Consider the following 19,647-nt stretch of genomic DNA (forward strand, 5'->3'; position numbering starts at 1 on the left):
ATGGTTTGCCAATCGATCGACCAGCTGGTGCAGCCCGTCAAAGCGATCACCGTGTCAGCTCCGCAGTCGCTTTGCGATGTCACGGTCTCCACCAATATCGGTCAGACGCCGTTCCCGCCCTTCGAAAAGGTATGTCAAGCGTTCATGATTCAGCCCCATCAATGACAGGATGGTCGCATGTAAATCGTGCACATGCAGTTTATCTTCAACAGCACGGAAGGCAAAATCATCGGTTGCTCCGATCACTTGTCCACCTCGAATCCCACCACCAGCCATCCATGAGCTGAAACCGTAAGGACTATGATCGCGTCCCTGATTTCCTTGCATCACGGGGGTGCGACCAAATTCCCCCGTCCAGACAACCAGCGTGCTGTCCAGCATTCCGCGCTGCTTCAAGTCTGCCAACAAACCTGCGATGGGTTGGTCGATCCGTTTCGCGTTTCCGGCGTGATTCTTGCCACACTCACCGTGCCCATCCCAATCGGTATTGCAAAGCAAAACACAACGCACCCCCCGCTCCACCATCCGGCGAGAGAGCAAACACATTTTCCCAAATCGATCTGCCGAGTCGGTCCCAATACCATAAAGTTCTTGAGTGGCCCGGGTTTCTCTCGATAGATCAATCAGTTCCGGAGCTGCCGTTTGCATACGATAGGCAAGTTCGTAATTGGCAATCCGCGCATCAAGCCTCGAATCACCTTCGCGACTAGACCGATGAACCTGGTTCCAGGCGTTGATTCGATCGATCATCCGCCGCTGCTGTTCGGGTGAAATTGATTTGGGGCGATTAAGATTTTGAATTGGGTGACCTTGATCGCGAAGCACTGTTCCCTGATAAACCGCTGGAAGGTATCCGGAATGGTACATCACTTTACCGCCTCGAAAACCACCATCACTCAAAGCAATGTAGGCAGGCAGACTGTCACTTTCGCTGCCCAAACCGTAGGTGAGCCACGCACCGACACTCGGATGACCGAGTAACGTTGATCCGGTCGTCATTTGCGTGATCGCCGGACCATGAATGAATGAATCGTGGTAACACGAACGGATAACTGCTAAATCATCGGCATGCTTGGCCAGTTGAGGAAAAAGACTCGACACTTCAAGGCCCGAATCGCCATACTTTTTGAACGGAAAAGCGGACGCCATTAATTTTCCATCAGTCGGTCGCATAAACTGCAACGAAAGCCCTGCGGTGTTAAAACTTGAGGGCAGCGATTGGAGGTGATGCTTGACCAACTCAGGCTTTGGATCGAAGGTCTCAATCTGACTCGGCCCACCCACCATAAACAACATAATCAGACTTTTGGCGTGGGCAGGAAAATGCTGAGGTTGAACGGCCAACGAACTGCCGAAAGAATTTGCCGGAGCAGCCTCAAGATCTGTTCGCAACAAACTGGCGAGTCCAATCGCACCGGTCCCCATTGCGGCTCTTGCCAAAAAATCGCGTCGACTATCGGCCAACTCGACACGACCACAACGAGTTAAGGAATGAGTCATAGTTCAGTCCACGTAAACAAATTCATTCAGATTAAAGAGCGTCAAACAAAGCTTGGTCAGTGCCGCCGCCCGTCGCGGAGCAAGCTGATTAAGTCCTGCTGGTTGCTTGTCAACGGGCAACGAATCGTCGGCCATCTCCTCCAACCGATCGAGAAATGCAACTGCTTCAGTTACTTCCTTGCCAGACGCGGGGCGTCCCAATGCGACTTGCCATGCGCGTTTAACCTGAGCGGTCGGCTCCTGCCCCACTTCGTGAACCAATCGCATCGCAAAATTCTTTGCCTGCTCGAACCCCAACTGATTGTTCAATAACCACAGCGCTTGCGGCGCTACCGTTGACGCGTCACGACCTGAACAACTCACGGCGTTCACTGGCGCATCGAACAAGTCAAACAGCGGAAAATTGAAGTTTCGCCGCACAACAATATACAGGCCTCGACGCGTCTGGTCCGATGCCAATTCAGACTCGACCCAAATCGACTTATTTGTCAACTCCTCCGCCAACAGAGGTGGCATCACCGGACGGCCCCCCATCGCCAAATTGATGGTGCCCGCGACCGAATGTACTGCATCCCAAATCACTTCGCCTGCCAGCCGACGACGATTCATCCGCCAAAGCAACCTGTTATCAGGGTCCTGCTGAGCATGTTCCTCCGTGTAAAATAAACTCGATTGCCGATAGGTCCGCGACGTCATCATCAATCGGTGCATTGATTTAACGCTCCAACCGCGAGCGACAAACTCCGAAGCTAGCCAGTCTAACAACGGTGGATGAGTAGGCGGTGCTCCCATGCGGCCAAAGTCGTTCGACGTGGCGACAATGCCGCGGCCAAAGTGCCACTGCCAAATCCGATTGGCCATCACGCGAGCCGTTAAAGGATGGTCCGGTCGTGTCAACCAACGTGCAAACTCCTTCCGTCGACCTATCGAATTCACAGTCAACAGACTGTTGACGTTCGTCTGCTGAGCGAGTAGTTGCGGCAGGCGAGGGACCATCGATTGCTTTGGACGCGATAAATCGCCGCGACTCAGCAGGAGGACTTGCGGTGCTAATCCCGCACGGTAGTGCCCAAGCACACTCACGGTTGGACGCTCGTAAACCCCCACATACAAATCACCCTGTGCATCCTTCTCCGGCAATGCGAGCAAACGATCAGCAAGCTCCATTTTAAGTTCTTGCAGCCTGCGTTGCTCGACCTCCGTGCGTTCACCTTCCGAGTTCGCTTGCTGATAGGCACGATAGGCCTTGCGAGCTTCCTCGACTGCGAGCATTTTTGGATAGTGCTGTTTCCAATCGGCAAGCCCCATGCCGTGCTGCATCGGCATCTCAATTTCACGACTGGTCGCAAAGATTGCTTGGAGCGAGTAATAATCTCGCTGAGAAATTGGGTCGAACTTATGATCGTGACACCTGGCACAGGCAAACGTCAGCCCCATAAATGCAGCACCAGTCGTGTCCACCCAATCGGTCAGTCGCTCATTCGTAAGCTTCTTGACATCCATGTTCGACTCGTGAATCTGCGGGCCCAGGACATAGAAACCGGTTCCCGTCAACGCCTCGAAGTGACGTTTTTTTTCAGGATCCATCACATAGCTGCCACCAAGGTCAAGATTGTCCGCCCAGATTTCGTCGCCCGCGATCTGCTCCTGAACAAATTGATCATAGGGCTTGTCATCGTTGAAGGATTTCACGACGTAGTCACGAAATCGCCACGCGTTGCGATAATAGATATCGGTTTCGTAGCCACCCGTGTCCGCATACCTGGCAACGTCCAACCAATGCCGCCCCCACCGCTCGCCGTAATGCTTGGAATGCAATAATTGCTCAATGACGCGTTCCCAAGCACCGACTGCGGTATCATTCACAAACGCTTCGATCTCCGCTGGTTTTGGCGGCAAACCAATCAGATCAAAATAGGCACGACGGATAAGCGTTCGTCGATCTGCGAGAGGAGCCGCCACCAGTTTTTTTTCCCGCAGCTTTGCTTGAATGAACGCATCAATCGGATGGCGGGGCGGATCCCCCCACTGCCGATCCGGTACCACGATGGCATATTTTTGGATCAGCCCCTCCTCGACCGCCCGACGTTGTGAGTCTTTCAACGCGATATTGTAGATGCTGACCTCGGCCAAATCGCCTCGAAAAGCACCAAGCGACTCGTGCGCCCGACCCAAAAAAATCCCCAGATCGGTCCGATGACGGATTTTTGGACTTGCCGAGCTTCCCAGTAATGCTCTCGAAGGAACCGGGCGACCATTCACAAACAGAGAACTCATCGGCGCCATCGGGCCGGCACGTTTGACGAGGCTGATTACGAGCGGCTTCTCGTAGAGTGACCACATTAATTGGGGAGATGTACGGGCGTCATGCGCGTAACCACCCGAGTGACTCAACTGACCACTCAAACGATGGATCTCGAGCAATGAAGCCGACGGTCGCCCCGGATCATGTTCCGCAGCAGGATCCCCGAAGCCAATCAACACAGAGGTCTGCCTGTCCTGGCTTGGCGGTCGCATATTGACAACCATCGTGATGGTCCAGGACGCATCACCATCAATCTCGACCGGATTATCAGCAGGCGATGACAGGCCCGCAATCTCATTGAATCGAACTGCGGCTTGATTCCCGATTGTCGAATACCGCATCCAACGTGGTGGAGCACCGACGAGAGCATCAACTCGATTCCAGGTCGGACGCAGATGCCGATCGTTCCCGCTCTCGTCGATCCACTCAACAACCCGCTCCCCATGTTGGGTCGAGATACTTTCCGCGCGATACCAAGCCTGCAAATGACCTCGGAGCGTTTCATTATCAGGCGAAATGGCCGGCTGATCACGGGACGAAATTATGCTAGGCAGCGAACCAGGAACAACAGGGCGGATGGGTGACTGGAAAGCCCAAGAAGCACCCCCCTTCGTCATTCGCTGCGTCCACTCATCGTGCGTTACATCACTTGCACGGGATCGGGCTCCCGTATCAATCCAACGACGGATCAAGGCGATTTCAGCGGGAGTGAGCGCGGGGTGATTCTCCGGAGGCATTTCCCCACTTTGAATCCGTTCGATCAATAAACTCTCGTCCGCCGATAATTTCGTGATGGCTGCCCCCGAATCGCCACCACGTTGAATCGCAAATACGGAACGCAGATCCAAATTCGCTTCACGAGCTTGGCCGCCGTGACATTCCCCGCATTTCAGCAAAAAAATGGGGCGGACGTCTTTTTCAAAAACCGGAGGCGAACCGAAAGATAATTTTTCCCCGATGACGACCAGCAGCACAAACACGATCAGACAGCGAACAGACAGACCTTGCCCGAACAGACCCATCGATAATCGGCTCACCCATCGAGAAAAAAACGGGCAACAGCTCCCCAAATTCCATGCGATTCCAAGTCTCATCTCAAAGCCTTGTTGTTGCTCAAGTCAACTTTGTCACCGATCCGCTAGACCTCTTTCGACGAACCCTGTCACACTGAAAAAGAAGTATTCAAACTTTGCAGAGTCGCCGCAGAGCCAGAGCCGCCGTAGGGCCCTCGAAAACCAACAGCAAATAGCTTGGACATCGCAACTTGCAATCAGCAGGATTATAAACGATCCAACTCCGGGACGCCAAAAAGATCTATTCTCTTCAGCAAATCGTTGCCGAATGCGGATCGGAAAACTTTCCGAAGACCGTTCTGCCCCAACTTGCAATTCCAACATCCAAATCATCGAGACACAATTAATCTTGTTCGAAAGGCGACTGATTGACGCATCCGTGGACTTAAACTGCTGATTTCCTCAAAACATCAACCCTGATGCGTCTGAGATAAGAATCACCTCTCTTTCCGCTTCTCTGTCGATATCAAAGACGCTTCCCGTGCAACAAGATCAAGCACACTGGCAATTGGCAGTCCACACGGCCCAAAAAGAGTAGAATTGAAAATTGATTTCTGGCGCCGGGTTGACCCAAGCCGCTCGTTAAACAATCACACTCAGAAAGAAACCGAAACCCTTCGTCATCAATTCTGCACCTAAGGACATAGGCATGCTTCAGCCGCTTGCTATCCCATCCACCACTCGCCACCTCATCCCCTCAAGTGACCGACAACACCGATTCAGGCCAGGATTTCTTGCTGTTGCTGCCGTTCTCATCTTACCGCTTCCGACGGCAGAATCGCTTGCCGCCGAACAATTTTCAACACCGAATATTGTTATCCTCTTGGCTGACGACATGGGCTACGGAGATGTCCAGGCACTCAATCCTCATTCATCGGTCCCGACACCCAACCTGAATGCGTTGGCCAAATCGGGAATGACATTCACCGATGCCCACTCACCATCGGCCGTGTGCACACCAACCCGCTACGCAATTCTGACAGGTAGATATTGTTGGCGTTCAAAGCTGAAGCGAGGAGTTCTCAACGGATACTCCGCACCCTTAATTGAATCGCATCGGCCGACGATTGCATCCATGTTGAAGAAGCAAGACTATGTGACGGGAATCATCGGCAAATGGCATCTTGGACTTGGCTTTGTACGTCCGCAACCAAGTGAAGAAATGGACTTTACACGACCGCTGACGCATGGCCCCAACAACTTGGGTTTCGACTATTCCTACATCATTCCGGCATCTTTGGATTTCCCCCCCTACGTGTATCTTGAAGACGGCAAGGTCACAGAAGCAGCGACCACTTTACAAACAGCACAAAAATTCCCAGCATTCCTTCGTAAAGGACCACGATCCGAGAAATTGATCATGCACGAATGCCTGGACGATCTGACCGACCGGTCGGTAGAATTCATCAAAGATCAGGCAGCAACCGACAAGCCTTTCTTTCTTTATTTCCCACTGACGGCGCCACACAAACCCGTTTTGCCGCATCCCCGATTCGAAGGTAAAACGCAACTGGGTCCGTACGGTGATTTTGTTGTACAGGTCGATGACACCGTGGGACGCGTAATGCGAGCGTTGCAAGAAGCAAATGTGGATAAGAATACTCTCGTAATTTACAGCAGCGACAATGGTTCATTCATGGCTCGACGCGACGCCCAACCCGATCACGTTGAAAGTTCCGACGTGCAAGCTTATCGACCTGAACACCACACAGCGAACGGCGCCCTTCGAGGCACGAAAGCTGACGTTTGGGAAGCCGGTCATCGAGTGCCATTTTTCGCACGCTGGCCAGGCAATATCGCGGAACAAACCACTTGCGATCAAACCATTTGCTTAGTCGACTTATTGGCTACCTTTGCCGAAATCACCGGCGTTACGCAACCGGTAATGGCTCAGGACAGCTACAGCTTTTTCCCACTTCTCAAAGGTGACGCCACGCATAATCGACCGCCAGTCATTAACCACTCAGCGGCCGGCATGTTCGCTATTCGCGCAGGTCAATGGAAACTCGTCTTGGGCAATGGCTCGGGTGGGCGTGAACGTCCAGCAGGAAAATCGTTCAAGAAGCCCTACCAATTGTTTAATCTGAGTGATGATCTGGGAGAATCAATAAATGTGATCGAACAACACCCGTCAATTTCCAGCAGGCTTGAGCAACAATGCCTGGAAATCATCGGAAATGACCGTTAGCGCCCCCCTCACACGCGACAAACAGACAGGTTTCTCGAGAGGGGAGCAGAAGTTTACTTGACGACTGACTGTCGGCTTATTTAGCTTAGAAGTATCGCAACCCTCTCCCATTCGGGAAAAGCACCTTTCTCGTTCCGAGCAATCAACGCACTGATGAATTCGTTCTATGAGATTCTGGGAGTCGAACGCAGCGCATCTCGTCGCGAGATTCGTGATGCGTTTTTGAATCTTGCTCATCAGCACCACCCTGATCTCAATCGAAATCACTCCGGTGCAGACGAACAATTCAAGCATGTCCGCCGAGCTTATGAAGTTTTGAGTGATCCAATTCGCCGCGCGGCCTATGACGACAATCCCGGCTTGTTCCCGCTAGCACAAGAACAGACAGGAAACAAATCGACCATCGTGCCCGAAGCTTACCAGGCATCTGGCCCCAACCGATTTCACAGCAGCAGCCGTCGCCGTCATCCCGAAACGGCGATACCGTTTTCCTTCAACTTACAACCGGCGCAGCCGAAACGAAAACGCTTGATTCTCGCAACGCTTTGCACAGGAATCGTCATGGCATCGATCTCTTACTTTGCCCTGACTCAACCTCCAACGTCCACACCATCCGCGGGTCATCGGTTGACCGGAAAAACATCCGGGATTCATCCCTCCCCCCACTTGTCAGTGCCGATTGTTCCTCAGGAAGATCGATATCCTCCCCATCACGAGCTTGGGCAAGCCGTGCAACTCCCCTCCGGGTCATCCCCCCGGGATAAGCAACTATCTGCTTCCCACCGCCACGATACAGAAACTAACGCCGCACAGATGCCGTCCAGCGACAGAGAGCTTCACACCCACGAATTCCTGTTCCAATTACACCCCGAAAACTCCCCCTTTTTACTCCTACCTCAAGACGAATCCCATACCGTCTTGATTCCAGACTTTGGGGTAACCGGATCAATAATCGTTCCCAAAGCCCAGGTCGCCTTGCTGCCCGATTATGTCGAACAACAGCGTTTGCTGCTGAATGATTTAGGATCAACGTTTCAACAACTGATAGATACACCCTTACCAGAAATGCGGGAACCCGCAGCGTTGATCGGACCACCGACCTTCGAACGCCTGCCACCACTGCAAATGCAGTTGCCGCCGACAGCCCAAGGTGGCTCCAGTTCAGGTGTTCTCATGCCAGGCAAAGGCCCGTTGATTCGTCCGGGCGCGGAGTTGAGTGGAACGCCTTCCACTTCACTTCGACTGCCAAGGGGATTTCCCGGGTATCGAGCCACCCAGGAGGCACATATTCCAAGTTGGTCGCGTCCTCTGTCTTTTTCGGTAGTCCCGCCAACAAGCGTGGCAGTCCCCCCAACGCCTGCCGGCCTACCGATTAGCAGTGGCCTTCAACCAGGACGACCTGGCGCGACCCGATATGGCCCGATCGAAAACAAGCATCTGCCCTACCAGCCATTCAATCCCTCACGGGCACAACCGGAAGCGAAAAATCACTCTGCCGGCCGTCTCTAGCACAAAGCTGGCCAGTTTTAGGAATTGCTCAGCAGCGAAGCAGCGAGACGATCTAAGTAAAGCGTCGTCCGCTCGTGACGTTGAAGTATCGATGCAGGCACCTGAGGTGTAACCGTGCCTTCGGCTGAATCGGCAACAGCCCGAGCCTTACGTTGATCGGGCACCGTGCAAACAATCGCCTGCGATTTCAGAATCTGCTGTACGGACATACTGACGGCTTGTTTCGGCACATCTTCGAATGTTGGAAACCACCCCTCGCCTAGCTGCTGCTCCCGGCAGGCATCATCCAGATCAACCACTAAATAGGGAACTTGCGTGTCAAAGTCGGCGGGAGGGTCATTAAAAGCAAGATGGCCATTTTCGCCGATTCCCACAAAGGCGACGTCAACATCGTGCTGTTGAATCGCTGCAGACAAACGGTCGCATTCAGTCGCGATCGGCTGCACTTCTCCATCAATATAATGAAATGCCTTGAGCGGAAGGTGGTCAACGAATCGTTCTTTCAGATATTTACGAAACGAAGCTGGATGAGAAATCGGCAACCCGAGATACTCGTCGAGATGGAAACCGGTCACGACGGACCAATCAATGTCGGGCTGGCGAATCAGGTTATCGAGCATCGTAAACTGAGATGCGCCGGTCGCGACGATGATCGTCGCTGCGCCCTTGTCTTGGATCGCATTACGAATGTGCTCAGCACCATCGACGGCGGCCTGCAGCCCCATTGCTTCTTTGTCTTCACGTATGACGATATTCATGATCTGGATCTCCGAATTAATTCCGACATCATAGCCAGACAGACGGTTCCTTGAAAGTCACCTAGAGATAAGATCTAACGGGATTCCATTGTCGACAACAATGACACTTTCAGTTTCCGGAGCTAATAATCCCAAACAGCTGCTATCGTTTTATCGCCTTCAGTTGAATCGTCCGCCATCAATTCACTCGTTAGCTTTCACTGTCGATCAGAAGACAGCAGAAACCCCTGACGCGGCTTCGCGTTGAGCCGATACACAGTGGGCAATCTCATCATCACGTCAACTGCTCGAATGCGGTCCTGTTTGCGGCTTCCCGTCCGACGCGCAGGAATCGATGAGTGAACCATCAAGACGCCGTCGGAAATTTGAAGCTGATCGAGGAGGGCCAAGACTGTTCCCGTACCAAATCGATCCGAGGGATAGATGGGGGCGTTCAATGCTGCCAACGACCAACGGTCGATGTAAAACTTTTTCAAATAGCCCTGGTAGGTGCCTTCGCTCAAATAAGGCTGCAGTTCCGCAGGCAATCGCTTCGCCAGGTCCTCCTGAAAATAGAGTTCAACTCGCGCAGTGCGAGTTGAATACAATCCCCATGACACCCAGGAATCCCAAAAGCCAAAGCCCTCAACGACGGGCAAACAAATCGCCAAGCAGAGCAGCAGGCGTGCTCCCACCGACGCAACAAAACGTCGTCTGGTCACTTGAATCTCCGCCACTTTTGCATCCGCTGAAACATTGTAAAACGGCCAAAAGACCACAGGAATCAAGATGCAAAACTGCAGATTCCAGATCAAGACAGCTGTTTTTTGTTGCATGCCCCAGGGGCCGAGAATCAGCATAAGAGTCAGATGCAAGCATATGGCCATGATCACGCCCAGACGGCGCGTACGGGGAAAAACCAAACAGACTGCAGTCAACAACTCACCCGCTGGAAGGAGTAAGGCAAACCCAATTCTCGCTCGTTCCGACCACTCGGAAAGGGAGATGCCCAATAATTCCAGACCTGCCGACAAAAGTTGTTGTCCGATTGTGGTCAAAAAGAGGTAATCGAATTTACTCAAAGCAGAAAACAAATAAACGCTGATGAATAACGCGCGCAACCAAATCACAATCTGATGGGACGTGCAACAGGCAATCGTCGCCAAAACGAGGAGCGCAAGATAAGCCCACGGTTGAATACGATGTTGATTCAAGACCATGAGCGTCGTGAGCAAAACAACAATCAGCAGCAGGCACACGGCTGTAAGGCGAGGCGAGATCCGAATGATACCCACGAGGATCAGCATTGGAACCAGCAGGGAGAGAAGGATTTGGTCTATCCACCAAGGCAGATCGACCAGCCCTTGAAAAAGCGGTACCTGAGGAAACGTCGGCTGTGGAATCCACAGTCTCCAGGTACTAAACAACAAAGCGACGGTGAACAGACAAATCGCGCGTTTCAACAACTCAACGCGTGACCTTTCTTGAGCTACGAGTGGGTCGTTTTCAGCCATCATGCGGGTCTGCGTGAGTCACGAAACGATATCCCGCAACGCATCCAAGAAAGATTGTACTTCCTCAGCCGTGTTGTAATGCACCAATCCGATTCTCACCATGCCGTCCGGCTCCAGCCCCAATGCTTCCGACAGGGGCAGAGCATAGAAATTCCCATGCCAGACAAAAATGCCGGCCTCACCGAGTCGCTTGGCAATTTGTGTTGAAGTGAATTGAGGATGCGTGAACGAAACGGTAGAAAACCGTTCTGACATTCGATCTTTGGCAGTGATCCCCCAAACTTTGACCCCTTCAATTTGCTGCAGTCCATCCAAGAGTTTTTCTGCCAGACCATTTTCATATTGGCGAATGGCTTGAAAAGCTGTCCGCAATGCGTGTCTTCGATCCGGCGGAGTACTTTCCGCCACGGTTTGCCCCAGCGTTTCTAAATAATCGATCGCCCCTTTCGTTGCCGCCAGACACTCGTGGTTTTGCGTGCCAGTCATCCACCGACCGGGAAGTTCGTCCGTTGCCGGACGGAGCTTATAAGGTTGCAGTTGTTCCAGTAGTTGGCGTCGTCCCCACATGATGCCCACGTGTGGACCAAAAAACTTGTAGGCACTGCAGACAAGCAAGTCGCAACCGAATTCATCGATGTCAATCAGTTGGTGAGGTGCATAGTGGACAGCATCCAAGAAACTGATTGCACCAACTTCACGGGCCCAGCGACAAATCTGCTGCACGGGATTAACGGTTCCTGACGCGTTCGAGGCACATCCCACCGCCACGAGCCGCGTCTTGGTGTTGATTTTCCCCCGAAAGTCATCCAAGTCGAGTGTGCAATCTTCAGGATGAATATTGACATATCTCACCGTTGCGCCCGCATCCTGAGCAGCAAGCACCCAAGGACTAAAATTCGCATCGTGTTCAAGTCGAGTTACCACCACTTCGTCACCCGGCTGCCATGTCTTGGCGAGTGCCCGTGAAACGGCCATCGTCAAACTCGTCATGTTTGCACCAAAGGCCACCTCATCTGGATCGTTGGCGCCAAGAAAATCGGCAACCGCTCGATGGATTTCGTCCAACCAACGATCGCTTTCGATGCTGGTTGCAAACAACCCCCCGTGATTTGCATTACAACGACAGAGGTACTCCCGAATCGCATCGATTACGCATTCAGGCACTTGAGTTCCGGCGGGGCCGTCAAAATAAATGGCAGACCGATCACCTACCTGACGCGACAAGCTTGGAAATTGTCCACGACAATGCTCGACGATCTCAGCTGTTAACTTCATCTTCGATAAACTCCGGACAGGATCAATAAACTCCGGACAGGGAACGAGCATCTTACCGTTGAGTGCAGAACGAGAACAGGACCACAAACGGCCTGGCAATCATTGCTAATTGGCTGGAGAGATCGAAAAGCTTCGTTCCAAGCGTACTTTCTTAGGTACCGTTCCTTGCAACAGCTCAAAAGGCCTACCGATGCTATTGCCTGCAACGTCTTCCAAAACCTTGTCAAATCGCAGGCGATAATCGCCTGCCCGCCAACGATGCTTCGGTCGAAATTGCCATTGCGTCTCGGCGTTTTTTACCGCAACTTGGCCAACCACCGGCAGCCCGTTGGCACCGACCACTCTCATCACGCGCTGCAGCATGGCGTGATCCAGTGGCTCAGGGAAAGTGACCAGCAACAAATCTCGCGACCCGACTGCGGGGATTTGCAGGATCCAATCGAGAGAATCCGGCTGCTTGTAGTCGGCTGGCCCAACCGAAAACTGCCTTTGAAAACCTTCCCTCAAAGGCATTCCGTTGGCATCTGGCCAAGCCTCATCGATCTGGAGCGTGTAACGATTTCCCGCCTCGAGAACTTGCCCCTCTTGTTCGCGGGGCTTGAGCCCTCGTTTGATTCGCCCGGGGTCGAACAACAACGTCAAACGCTTGCCATCCGGATCCCATAGTTCCTCGCCGAGCTCCAAAAAGGGCAGAGCGATCACCCCGCCGCGCTGATCGATAAGGCGAACGCGACGGTAAGCTTCACCACGACTCATCGGCCCCGAAAAATGAAGATAGAATTTCAATAGATTTTCGGGTAATCGATTCGCGGTGGGAAAAACCTGTTCTACCCGATGACGCTCCAATGGCTTGGAGACTTGTCGATGAAATTCGAGCTGCACTGCCTCGTCGATCGATTGACCCAACATCCCCCGAGGATCAAACTCTGCGACGTAACGAACATTCGGCCGAAATGGAAAGCGGGGCACAAAACTCAACGAGTTTCCCACACGTCGGTAGTCCCCCAACATCGGAGTCACCCGTTCGGTAACTTGCACCCGAACTCGTAAGAAACGAGGTGCGTTCTGGGCAAGATTTGCCTCGAGTTCCGCCCAGCAGTCACCGGACAGCGGCCCTGCAGAAACAAATCTCCAGTTCTCATCAACGGACAAGCCTTCCGCCGGAGCTGAAACAGCTTCGGCGGAAGCCCCGCTAAGCCAACCGATGACCAACAGCCAAACGACGCACCGAGGAGCTTTGCTTTGACTCACAAAGACCTCGGGCGATACCCTCCGGCTAAGCAGATGATTTTCCATCACGGAAGCGTAAAGGTTTCTAAGCTGAGCCCCTTGTCTGACTCAACGAGCAACACCCCCTGCTTGTCATTCATGCGGTCCAACTGCACAACGCCGCTCAAACCCTTGATGGTTTCATAGGGAACACCAGCGGTCCCACCCCCTCGAACCGGTTGATCGAGCGAGGCTTGGTTAGCCACCGTATCGGTCGAGACTTTCATGATGCCTCGACTGCTGTTAGCAATCAACAAGTAACGCTTCCCATCTTTTTCGTAGACGATCATGTCCAAAGGCCGATTACGATTGCCTAATTCAGCGATCGTGACGCCTCGCACCTTCTGACCACCGTTCAATGCCGAAACGGGAAATTTAACCAACGGAGTGCAAGTGTAGGCCGCCAATAGATGCGGTTGATCATCGATATTGAATGGAACAAACGTCCGTACTGGAGAACGTGTTTCAAAATTGCCGTGGGCTGCGTGATAAATCTCGACGCTTGTCCCATCGGCAACTTCGCGAAACGGAAATGGCACCGAACGCAAGTTGGATGCAAACTCTTCATTCGAAAGACCGGCAATGAACAACTGATCGTCGACAAAAGCGAGATCCGTAATCGCCTGGGCACGTCGATTCCGACGCCCTTTCCCACCCGGTGCGGGCGCATTGGGGAGTTGGGCTTTCGCAAACTTGACATTCTTGAAGGAGAGCTCTGAAAAAGTCCCCGTTGCGTCGGTCTTTAAAATAACAGGATCCGCATCGGGGCCGCGACCGCGGGAAACAGATAGGTAAATGTTGCCGCCGGGACTGACCGCCAGATCGTTAATCAAAACGTCATCGGCAGTCGTTCCCAATACTGCCGCGATCTCCTTGCCAATTCCAGGTATTTCAAATATTTGCTTGATAGATTTCTGCTGGCTTTCCCCCGTCTCAAAGGCAAATACGGCAGCCCCTTTGCTGTCACCTACAAACAGTATCCCATCGGGACCAAAGGCGAGCGCTCCGGCTGATTGAAGATCTGCATCACCTTGTTTTAGACCATAGTCCGCCGCGCTGATCGACCCAGCAAGCATGGCGACCACAGCCACCGTTTTAGAAATCGTTCCAGACATTTCTATCGTCCCTCTTTAGCAATGATTGAATAGCCCCACGAACAACAGCGAGGACCGCTATTATCACCCATTAGTGCCGGCAATCAACTCTACCAAATTAGAATCCATAGAGAGCGTCATCTTGGTCTCAATAACGTGAGGCAGAGATCAAATTTACTTTTTCTCTGCAGAACCGACTGGATTCCTAAAAGTCAGATAATGCACGGAAATATGGAAAAAACAACTCCTGGCGGATGGTCATGGCCCACCGGGTCGATAGATCGCAACCAAGAATGCCGTCGCTTCACCACGTCCTACATTTTCAATGACATGATCCACGTCGGCCGTGTATCGAGCCAAATCACCGGCGTCCAAGACCGCCTCTTCCGTTCCCGCACGCACCTGAATCCTGCCTTTTTGGACGGTCAAAAACTCACGAGTGCCCGTCAAATGCGAACTACTCGGCAAGATAGCTCCAGGTCGCAACTTAACCTCGTAAAACTCGACATCTTTTTCCAGATGCACCGGATGGAGAGAGCGAACGCTGTGGTCGGACTCCTCCTGAAAATGATAATGCTGATCCTCCGCGCGTATCACCTCAATCGATGGCTCCTTCGGCTCCTCGTCAACTAACTGTCCCAGCGACATCCCGAAGGCCTGTGCAATTCGATAGGCCACATGAAATGTTGGATTGACCTGTTGTCGTTCAATCTGACTCAACATCGAGCGACTTACCCCGGAGGCCTGGGCAAGTTGCTCAAGTGTCCAAGCTCGTAAGGCCCGCAACGCACGGACCCGTTGGCAGAGACGAAGGGTCGCAGAATCGGCCGTTTTGTCGGAGACAGAAGGCCGGTCGTTATCGGTTTGCTCGATCATGCTTCCATTATAGTGCATTGAATTCTTGCATCCAAGATCCGGGCTCACTACGATTCCTCGGAGCGCTTTCCTTGGGGAAACGCAGCCTGGGGTTCGGCCCGTCATCGGCTGTCGAATTGACGCCCGCCGAAATCCAATCGCTGCAGTCTTTGGCTACAGGAGCGTAATCATGCACGGATCTTCCACTGCGAAATCAACGTTTTCCGACTCATCCTTTATCCACGCGACAGCTGCTCGCCTAGATTCCTCGTCCTTGGAAGAGCGGACCCAGTCGATTGGCTTGGATCTGCTAAAGTCGACACGCGAACGACGCGCACCTGTCTTGAGTCATCGGACCTGGTCAAACAAGCTAATGGAATGGGCAATGCAGGACGCGGCCTTCAAAGTACAGATGTTTCGGTATGTCGACACGTTTCCCACACTTCGTGATTCGCACCAGATTCATTCCGTGCTGCAAGATTATCTCAGCCAACCGGGCGTGCAGATTCCGCCGGGGCTGGGAGTTGGGCTCAAAGCGGGAAGTTTTGTGAAAGGGGCGTTGGCGAAGACGATCACCGCAAACATCAAACGGATGGCTGGAAACTTCATTGCCGGTTGCGATGCAGAGTCAGCCTTACCTAAACTTGAGCGTCTCTGGCAGGAACAAACGGGCTTCAGCGTTGACTTGTTGGGGGAAGCTTGCCTAAGTGACGAAGAGGCTGAAGCATACCGCCAACGTTATCTCGACCTGCTTCATCACTTGCCGGATCAGGTGGAAAAGTGGCGGGAGCAACCGATTCTAGAGTCGGATCACTTAGGGCCGATTCCACGCACCAACGTATCTCTCAAGATAAGTTCACTTTCGAGTCAGCTTCAGTTGACAGACTTTCACGGATCGATCGAACGTCTTTTTGAGTCATTGCGTCCGATTTTGGAGCTGGCAGCTAAGAGGAACGTCTTAATCAACTTCGACATGGAACAATTTGCATTCAAGGATTTAACGCTTGCTCTTTTCCGCCACTGCTGCGAACGCATCGATTTTCCAGCGAGCATTGCAGTGCAGGCCTACCTGCGCAGCGGGCCGGACGATGCGGCCCAGCTAATCAGTTGGGCTCAGTCAACCAAACGTCAAATCACAGTTCGCTTAATCAAAGGAGCCTATTGGGATTACGAAGTTATCCATGCTGAGGAAATGGGCTGGCCGATTCCGGTATGGACAGAAAAGAACGATACGGACGCTTGCTTTGAGCGAATGACAGAACAATTCCTGCAGGCGACTCCACGCTCAAATTCCGAAGGTGGAATCAAATTAGCCTTGGGCTCGCACAATGTGCGATCGATCGCAAGAGCGAAGGCTTTGCTTTCTGAGCTAAATTTGCCGCTGAATGCGATTGAATTCCAATTTCTGGAAGGGATGGCGGACGAACTGCGTGCTGCCTTAATCGAGAGCGGGGCTCGAGTTCGCAGCTACTTGCCACTTGGCGAGATGATTCCAGGAATGGCTTATCTTGTTCGTCGCTTGCTGGAAAACACGTCGAACGAGTCATGGCTCCGAGGCTCTCTTTCAAATGAAGTTAGCGATGAGAAGCTGCTGGAAGCTCCACGACAAACCAAGGCTGAGAATTCGCCGCAGGACTTTGGCAAGCGGCATCATCTATCGGTGTCCGTTCCGGAAATCGATGCGGGTCGACCATTTTCCACCGAACCTTTCCGTGACTTTGCCGATGCGCAGCAGCGTTCCGCTTTTGCCTCAGCGATCAACGAAGCAAAGATCCCTGAAGTTCGTTTTGATGCAACGGTCGAACAGGCTGATCAAGCGATTCGAGTCGCCAACACATCCGATTGGTCAGAGCGCGACGTTCTCGAACGTTCCGCAACTTTGTTGGCGACCGCCGATTGGTTTCGCCAACGTCGTGATTTTCTGGCAGGCGTCATCATCCAAGAGGCAGGGAAGACGTGGCAGGAGGCTGACGCAGAGGTTTGTGAAGCAATCGACTTCTGCGAATTCTACGCACGCGAAGCAGTACCGCTGTTCCGTGGCGAACGATTGGGCGATTTCCTGGGTGAACTGAATGAACAGCGTTATCATTCGGCGGGGATCGCCGCCATCATCAGTCCCTGGAATTTCCCGCTGGCAATTTGCACCGGCATGACGGTCGCCTCCTTGGTCACTGGCAATCCCACGCTCGTCAAACCGTCACGACAAACGCCTGGCAGTGCGGCCTTACTTTGCGAGGCACTCTGGGAAAGCGGAGTTCCTCGCGACGCGCTGCATTTCATTCCAGGATCGGGCAGTCGTGTCGGCGCCTACCTAACTCATGACCCGCGGATCGATCTCATTGGTTTTACCGGCAGTCGGGATGTTGGTTTTCAAATCCTACAGGCTGCGGGGCAATTATCACCAGAAATTCCTAACGCGAAAAAGGTGATTTGTGAAATGGGTGGAAAGAACGCGATTATTATCGACTCCACCGCCGACCTGGACGAAGCCGTATCCGCCGTTCGACATTCGGCATTCGGTTACTCTGGACAAAAGTGCTCGGCCTGTAGTCGGGTGATCGTCGTCAAAGACGCTTATGAACCTTTCCTGCGCCGACTGGTTGAAGCGACCTCCTCCTTGACGGTGGGCGACCCACGGCTCCCCAATACCGATTTTGGGCCCGTCATTGACGAAGCGGCAGCGAAAAACATTCGCGACTTCATTCAAATCGCCAAACAGGAAAACCGGCTCGAATTGGGCATGCCCACTCCACCAGGATTAGCAGAACAAATTGGCAAACCGGTCATTGGGCCTCATATTTTTTCCGCCGTCCAACCCGACGACACCATCGCTCAAGAGGAGATCTTTGGTCCCGTCTTGGCGGTCATGGTAGCGGCCGACTTCGAAGAGGCGCTTTCAATCGCCAATAACAGCGTCTATCGACTGACGGGTGGTGTCTTTAGCCGGACCCCCACTCATCTTCAACAGGCCAAGCAACAGTTCCGAGTCGGTAATTTGTATTTAAATCGTGGCTGCACGGGCGCTTTGGTGGGGCGACAACCGTTCGGAGGCTTCGGCCATTCAGGGACCGGTACCAAAGCAGGTAGTAAGGAGTACCTAAAACATTTCGCCAATCCTATTGCTTGTTGTGAAAACACGATGCGTCGGGGTTTCGCACCCGGCTTGGTATGACCTAGACTCTAGCTGCTATCTAGTCCAAAATGTGGCGGAAATCACTCAACTCGGATTGGAAGGATTCCAATGTCGACTGACACGATTTGCACCTCGTCGGCCGACGTCATCTTATGAAAGCACTCGTCAAACGACACGCAGCCGAAGGACTTTGGCTGGAGGATGTACCCGAACCTGAGATGGGCGTCAACGATGTCTTGATCAAAGTAGGTCGAACAGGAATCTGCGGAACCGATTTGCACATTTATGAGTGGGACACTTGGGCGCAAGCAACGGTACCTGTCCCCATGGTAGTCGGACACGAATTCGTTGGTGAAGTCGTCGATGTTGGGACAAACGTCAACGACTTTTTCCCGGGAGACATTGTCTCCGGCGAAGGCCATGTAGTCTGCGGGCGCTGTCGCAATTGCCTCGCTGGACGTCGCCACCTCTGTGCAGACACGCAAGGAATTGGCGTCAATCGATCGGGGGCCTTTGCCGAATTACTTTCATTGCCGATGACGAACGTTTGGCATCAGGATCCTTCGATCGACCTGGATGTGGCATCGATTTTCGATCCCTTCGGAAATGCTGTTCATACGGCACTTTCTTTTGATGTTTTGGGGGAAGACGTACTGATTACCGGTGCAGGCCCAATCGGGCTGATGGCAGCTGCGGTGGTACGCCATGCGGGCGCTCGATTTGTGGTGGTCACCGATGTCAATCCATTCCGACTAGAGCTCGCCAAACAAATGGGAGTGACACGTGCGATCGATGCGAGGCAAACCACGATGGCCAGCGTGCAAGCCGAACTGGGAATGCAGGAAGGCTTTGATGTGGGCCTGGAAATGTCTGGCAACGCGGATGCGTTTCGTGACATGTTATCAAACACCTGTCACGGCGGAAAAATTGCGATGCTGGGTATTCCAGCCGAGCAAATGGCAATCGATTGGCATCAAGTTGTTTTCAACATGCTGACAATCAAAGGCATTTATGGTCGTGAAATGTACGAAACCTGGTACAAAATGACCGTTATGCTTCAAAGTGGCTTGGACATATCACCGGTGATCACCCATCGTTTGCATTACACCGAATTCGAACAGGGCTTTGCCGCCATGCAAAGTCGGCAGTCGGGAAAGGTAATCCTTCACTGGCAAGACCTGGGCTAAGCGTCTTC

12 protein-coding genes are annotated in these 19,647 nt (G+C 52.8%); 4 read left to right on the forward strand and 8 right to left on the reverse strand.

Translation table 11 applies throughout. The features are described 5' to 3' along the window. Nucleotides 1-54: 54 nt before the first annotated feature. Complete coding sequence (locus tag P8N76_11005) at nucleotides 55-1,500, reverse strand: DUF1501 domain-containing protein (protein MDG2382191.1); 1,446 nt, start codon at nucleotides 1,498-1,500, stop codon at nucleotides 55-57. A 3-nt stretch (nucleotides 1,501-1,503) separates the two neighbouring features. After that, complete coding sequence (locus P8N76_11010) at nucleotides 1,504-4,827, reverse strand: DUF1553 domain-containing protein (protein ID MDG2382192.1); 3,324 nt, start codon at nucleotides 4,825-4,827, stop codon at nucleotides 1,504-1,506. Nucleotides 4,828-5,527: 700 nt separating this feature from the next. Here P8N76_11010 and P8N76_11015 point away from each other — a divergent pair. Together P8N76_11015 and P8N76_11020 are read left to right on the forward strand one after the other, a co-directional pair. Further along, nucleotides 5,528-7,066, forward strand: a complete 1,539-nt coding sequence (locus P8N76_11015; protein MDG2382193.1) for an arylsulfatase — start codon at nucleotides 5,528-5,530, stop codon at nucleotides 7,064-7,066. A gap of 153 nt (nucleotides 7,067-7,219) precedes the next feature. Continuing rightward, a complete protein-coding gene (locus P8N76_11020) occupies nucleotides 7,220-8,575 on the forward strand; it encodes a J domain-containing protein (GenBank protein ID MDG2382194.1) in 1,356 nt (451 codons plus the stop codon). Between the two features lie 17 nt (nucleotides 8,576-8,592). Here P8N76_11020 and P8N76_11025 read toward each other — a convergent pair whose 3' ends face one another. The 6 genes from P8N76_11025 to P8N76_11050 form a co-directional block, all read right to left on the reverse strand. Then, nucleotides 8,593-9,333, reverse strand: a complete 741-nt coding sequence (locus tag P8N76_11025; GenBank protein ID MDG2382195.1) for a glucosamine-6-phosphate deaminase — start codon at nucleotides 9,331-9,333, stop codon at nucleotides 8,593-8,595. 197 nt (nucleotides 9,334-9,530) lie between these two features. Further along, a complete protein-coding gene (locus P8N76_11030) occupies nucleotides 9,531-10,829 on the reverse strand; it encodes a hypothetical protein (GenBank protein ID MDG2382196.1) in 1,299 nt (432 codons plus the stop codon). A 15-nt stretch (nucleotides 10,830-10,844) separates the two neighbouring features. Next, nucleotides 10,845-12,101 (reverse strand): cysteine desulfurase-like protein, encoded by a 1,257-nt coding sequence (locus P8N76_11035; protein MDG2382197.1) that lies wholly within the window; start codon nucleotides 12,099-12,101, stop codon nucleotides 10,845-10,847. A 105-nt stretch (nucleotides 12,102-12,206) separates the two neighbouring features. Next, entirely contained in the window at nucleotides 12,207-13,352 is a 1,146-nt protein-coding gene (locus tag P8N76_11040; GenBank protein MDG2382198.1) for a hypothetical protein, read from the reverse strand. A gap of 44 nt (nucleotides 13,353-13,396) precedes the next feature. Beyond that, complete coding sequence (locus P8N76_11045) at nucleotides 13,397-14,485, reverse strand: hypothetical protein (GenBank protein MDG2382199.1); 1,089 nt, start codon at nucleotides 14,483-14,485, stop codon at nucleotides 13,397-13,399. Between the two features lie 237 nt (nucleotides 14,486-14,722). Further along, nucleotides 14,723-15,358, reverse strand: a complete 636-nt coding sequence (locus tag P8N76_11050) for an XRE family transcriptional regulator (protein ID MDG2382200.1) — start codon at nucleotides 15,356-15,358, stop codon at nucleotides 14,723-14,725. Between the two features lie 151 nt (nucleotides 15,359-15,509). Between P8N76_11050 and P8N76_11055 the strand changes: the two genes are divergently transcribed. Continuing rightward, nucleotides 15,510-18,491, forward strand: a complete 2,982-nt coding sequence (locus P8N76_11055) for a proline dehydrogenase family protein (protein ID MDG2382201.1) — start codon at nucleotides 15,510-15,512, stop codon at nucleotides 18,489-18,491. Nucleotides 18,492-18,604: 113 nt separating this feature from the next. Continuing rightward, nucleotides 18,605-19,639 (forward strand): L-threonine 3-dehydrogenase, encoded by a 1,035-nt coding sequence (tdh, locus tag P8N76_11060; protein ID MDG2382202.1) that lies wholly within the window; start codon nucleotides 18,605-18,607, stop codon nucleotides 19,637-19,639. Nucleotides 19,640-19,647 lie beyond the last annotated feature (8 nt).

This window comes from Pirellulaceae bacterium, from assembly GCA_029243025.1.
Lineage (GTDB): Bacteria > Planctomycetota > Planctomycetia > Pirellulales > Pirellulaceae.

Excerpts from the sequence above, each read along its gene's own strand:
- P8N76_11005 (MDG2382191.1), bottom strand. The coding sequence starts at position 1,500 with ATGACTCATTCCTTAACTCGTTGTGGTCGTGTCGAGTTGGCCGATAGT.
- P8N76_11010 (MDG2382192.1), bottom strand. The coding sequence starts at position 4,827 with ATGGGTCTGTTCGGGCAAGGTCTGTCTGTTCGCTGTCTGATCGTGTTT.
- P8N76_11015 (MDG2382193.1), top strand. The coding sequence starts at position 5,528 with ATGCTTCAGCCGCTTGCTATCCCATCCACCACTCGCCACCTCATCCCC.
- P8N76_11020 (MDG2382194.1), top strand. The coding sequence starts at position 7,220 with ATGAATTCGTTCTATGAGATTCTGGGAGTCGAACGCAGCGCATCTCGT.
- P8N76_11025 (MDG2382195.1), bottom strand. The coding sequence starts at position 9,333 with ATGAATATCGTCATACGTGAAGACAAAGAAGCAATGGGGCTGCAGGCC.
- P8N76_11030 (MDG2382196.1), bottom strand. The coding sequence starts at position 10,829 with ATGATGGCTGAAAACGACCCACTCGTAGCTCAAGAAAGGTCACGCGTT.
- P8N76_11035 (MDG2382197.1), bottom strand. The coding sequence starts at position 12,101 with ATGAAGTTAACAGCTGAGATCGTCGAGCATTGTCGTGGACAATTTCCA.
- P8N76_11045 (MDG2382199.1), bottom strand. The coding sequence starts at position 14,485 with ATGTCTGGAACGATTTCTAAAACGGTGGCTGTGGTCGCCATGCTTGCT.
- P8N76_11050 (MDG2382200.1), bottom strand. The coding sequence starts at position 15,358 with ATGCACTATAATGGAAGCATGATCGAGCAAACCGATAACGACCGGCCT.
- P8N76_11055 (MDG2382201.1), top strand. The coding sequence starts at position 15,510 with ATGCACGGATCTTCCACTGCGAAATCAACGTTTTCCGACTCATCCTTT.
- tdh (MDG2382202.1), top strand. The coding sequence starts at position 18,605 with ATGAAAGCACTCGTCAAACGACACGCAGCCGAAGGACTTTGGCTGGAG.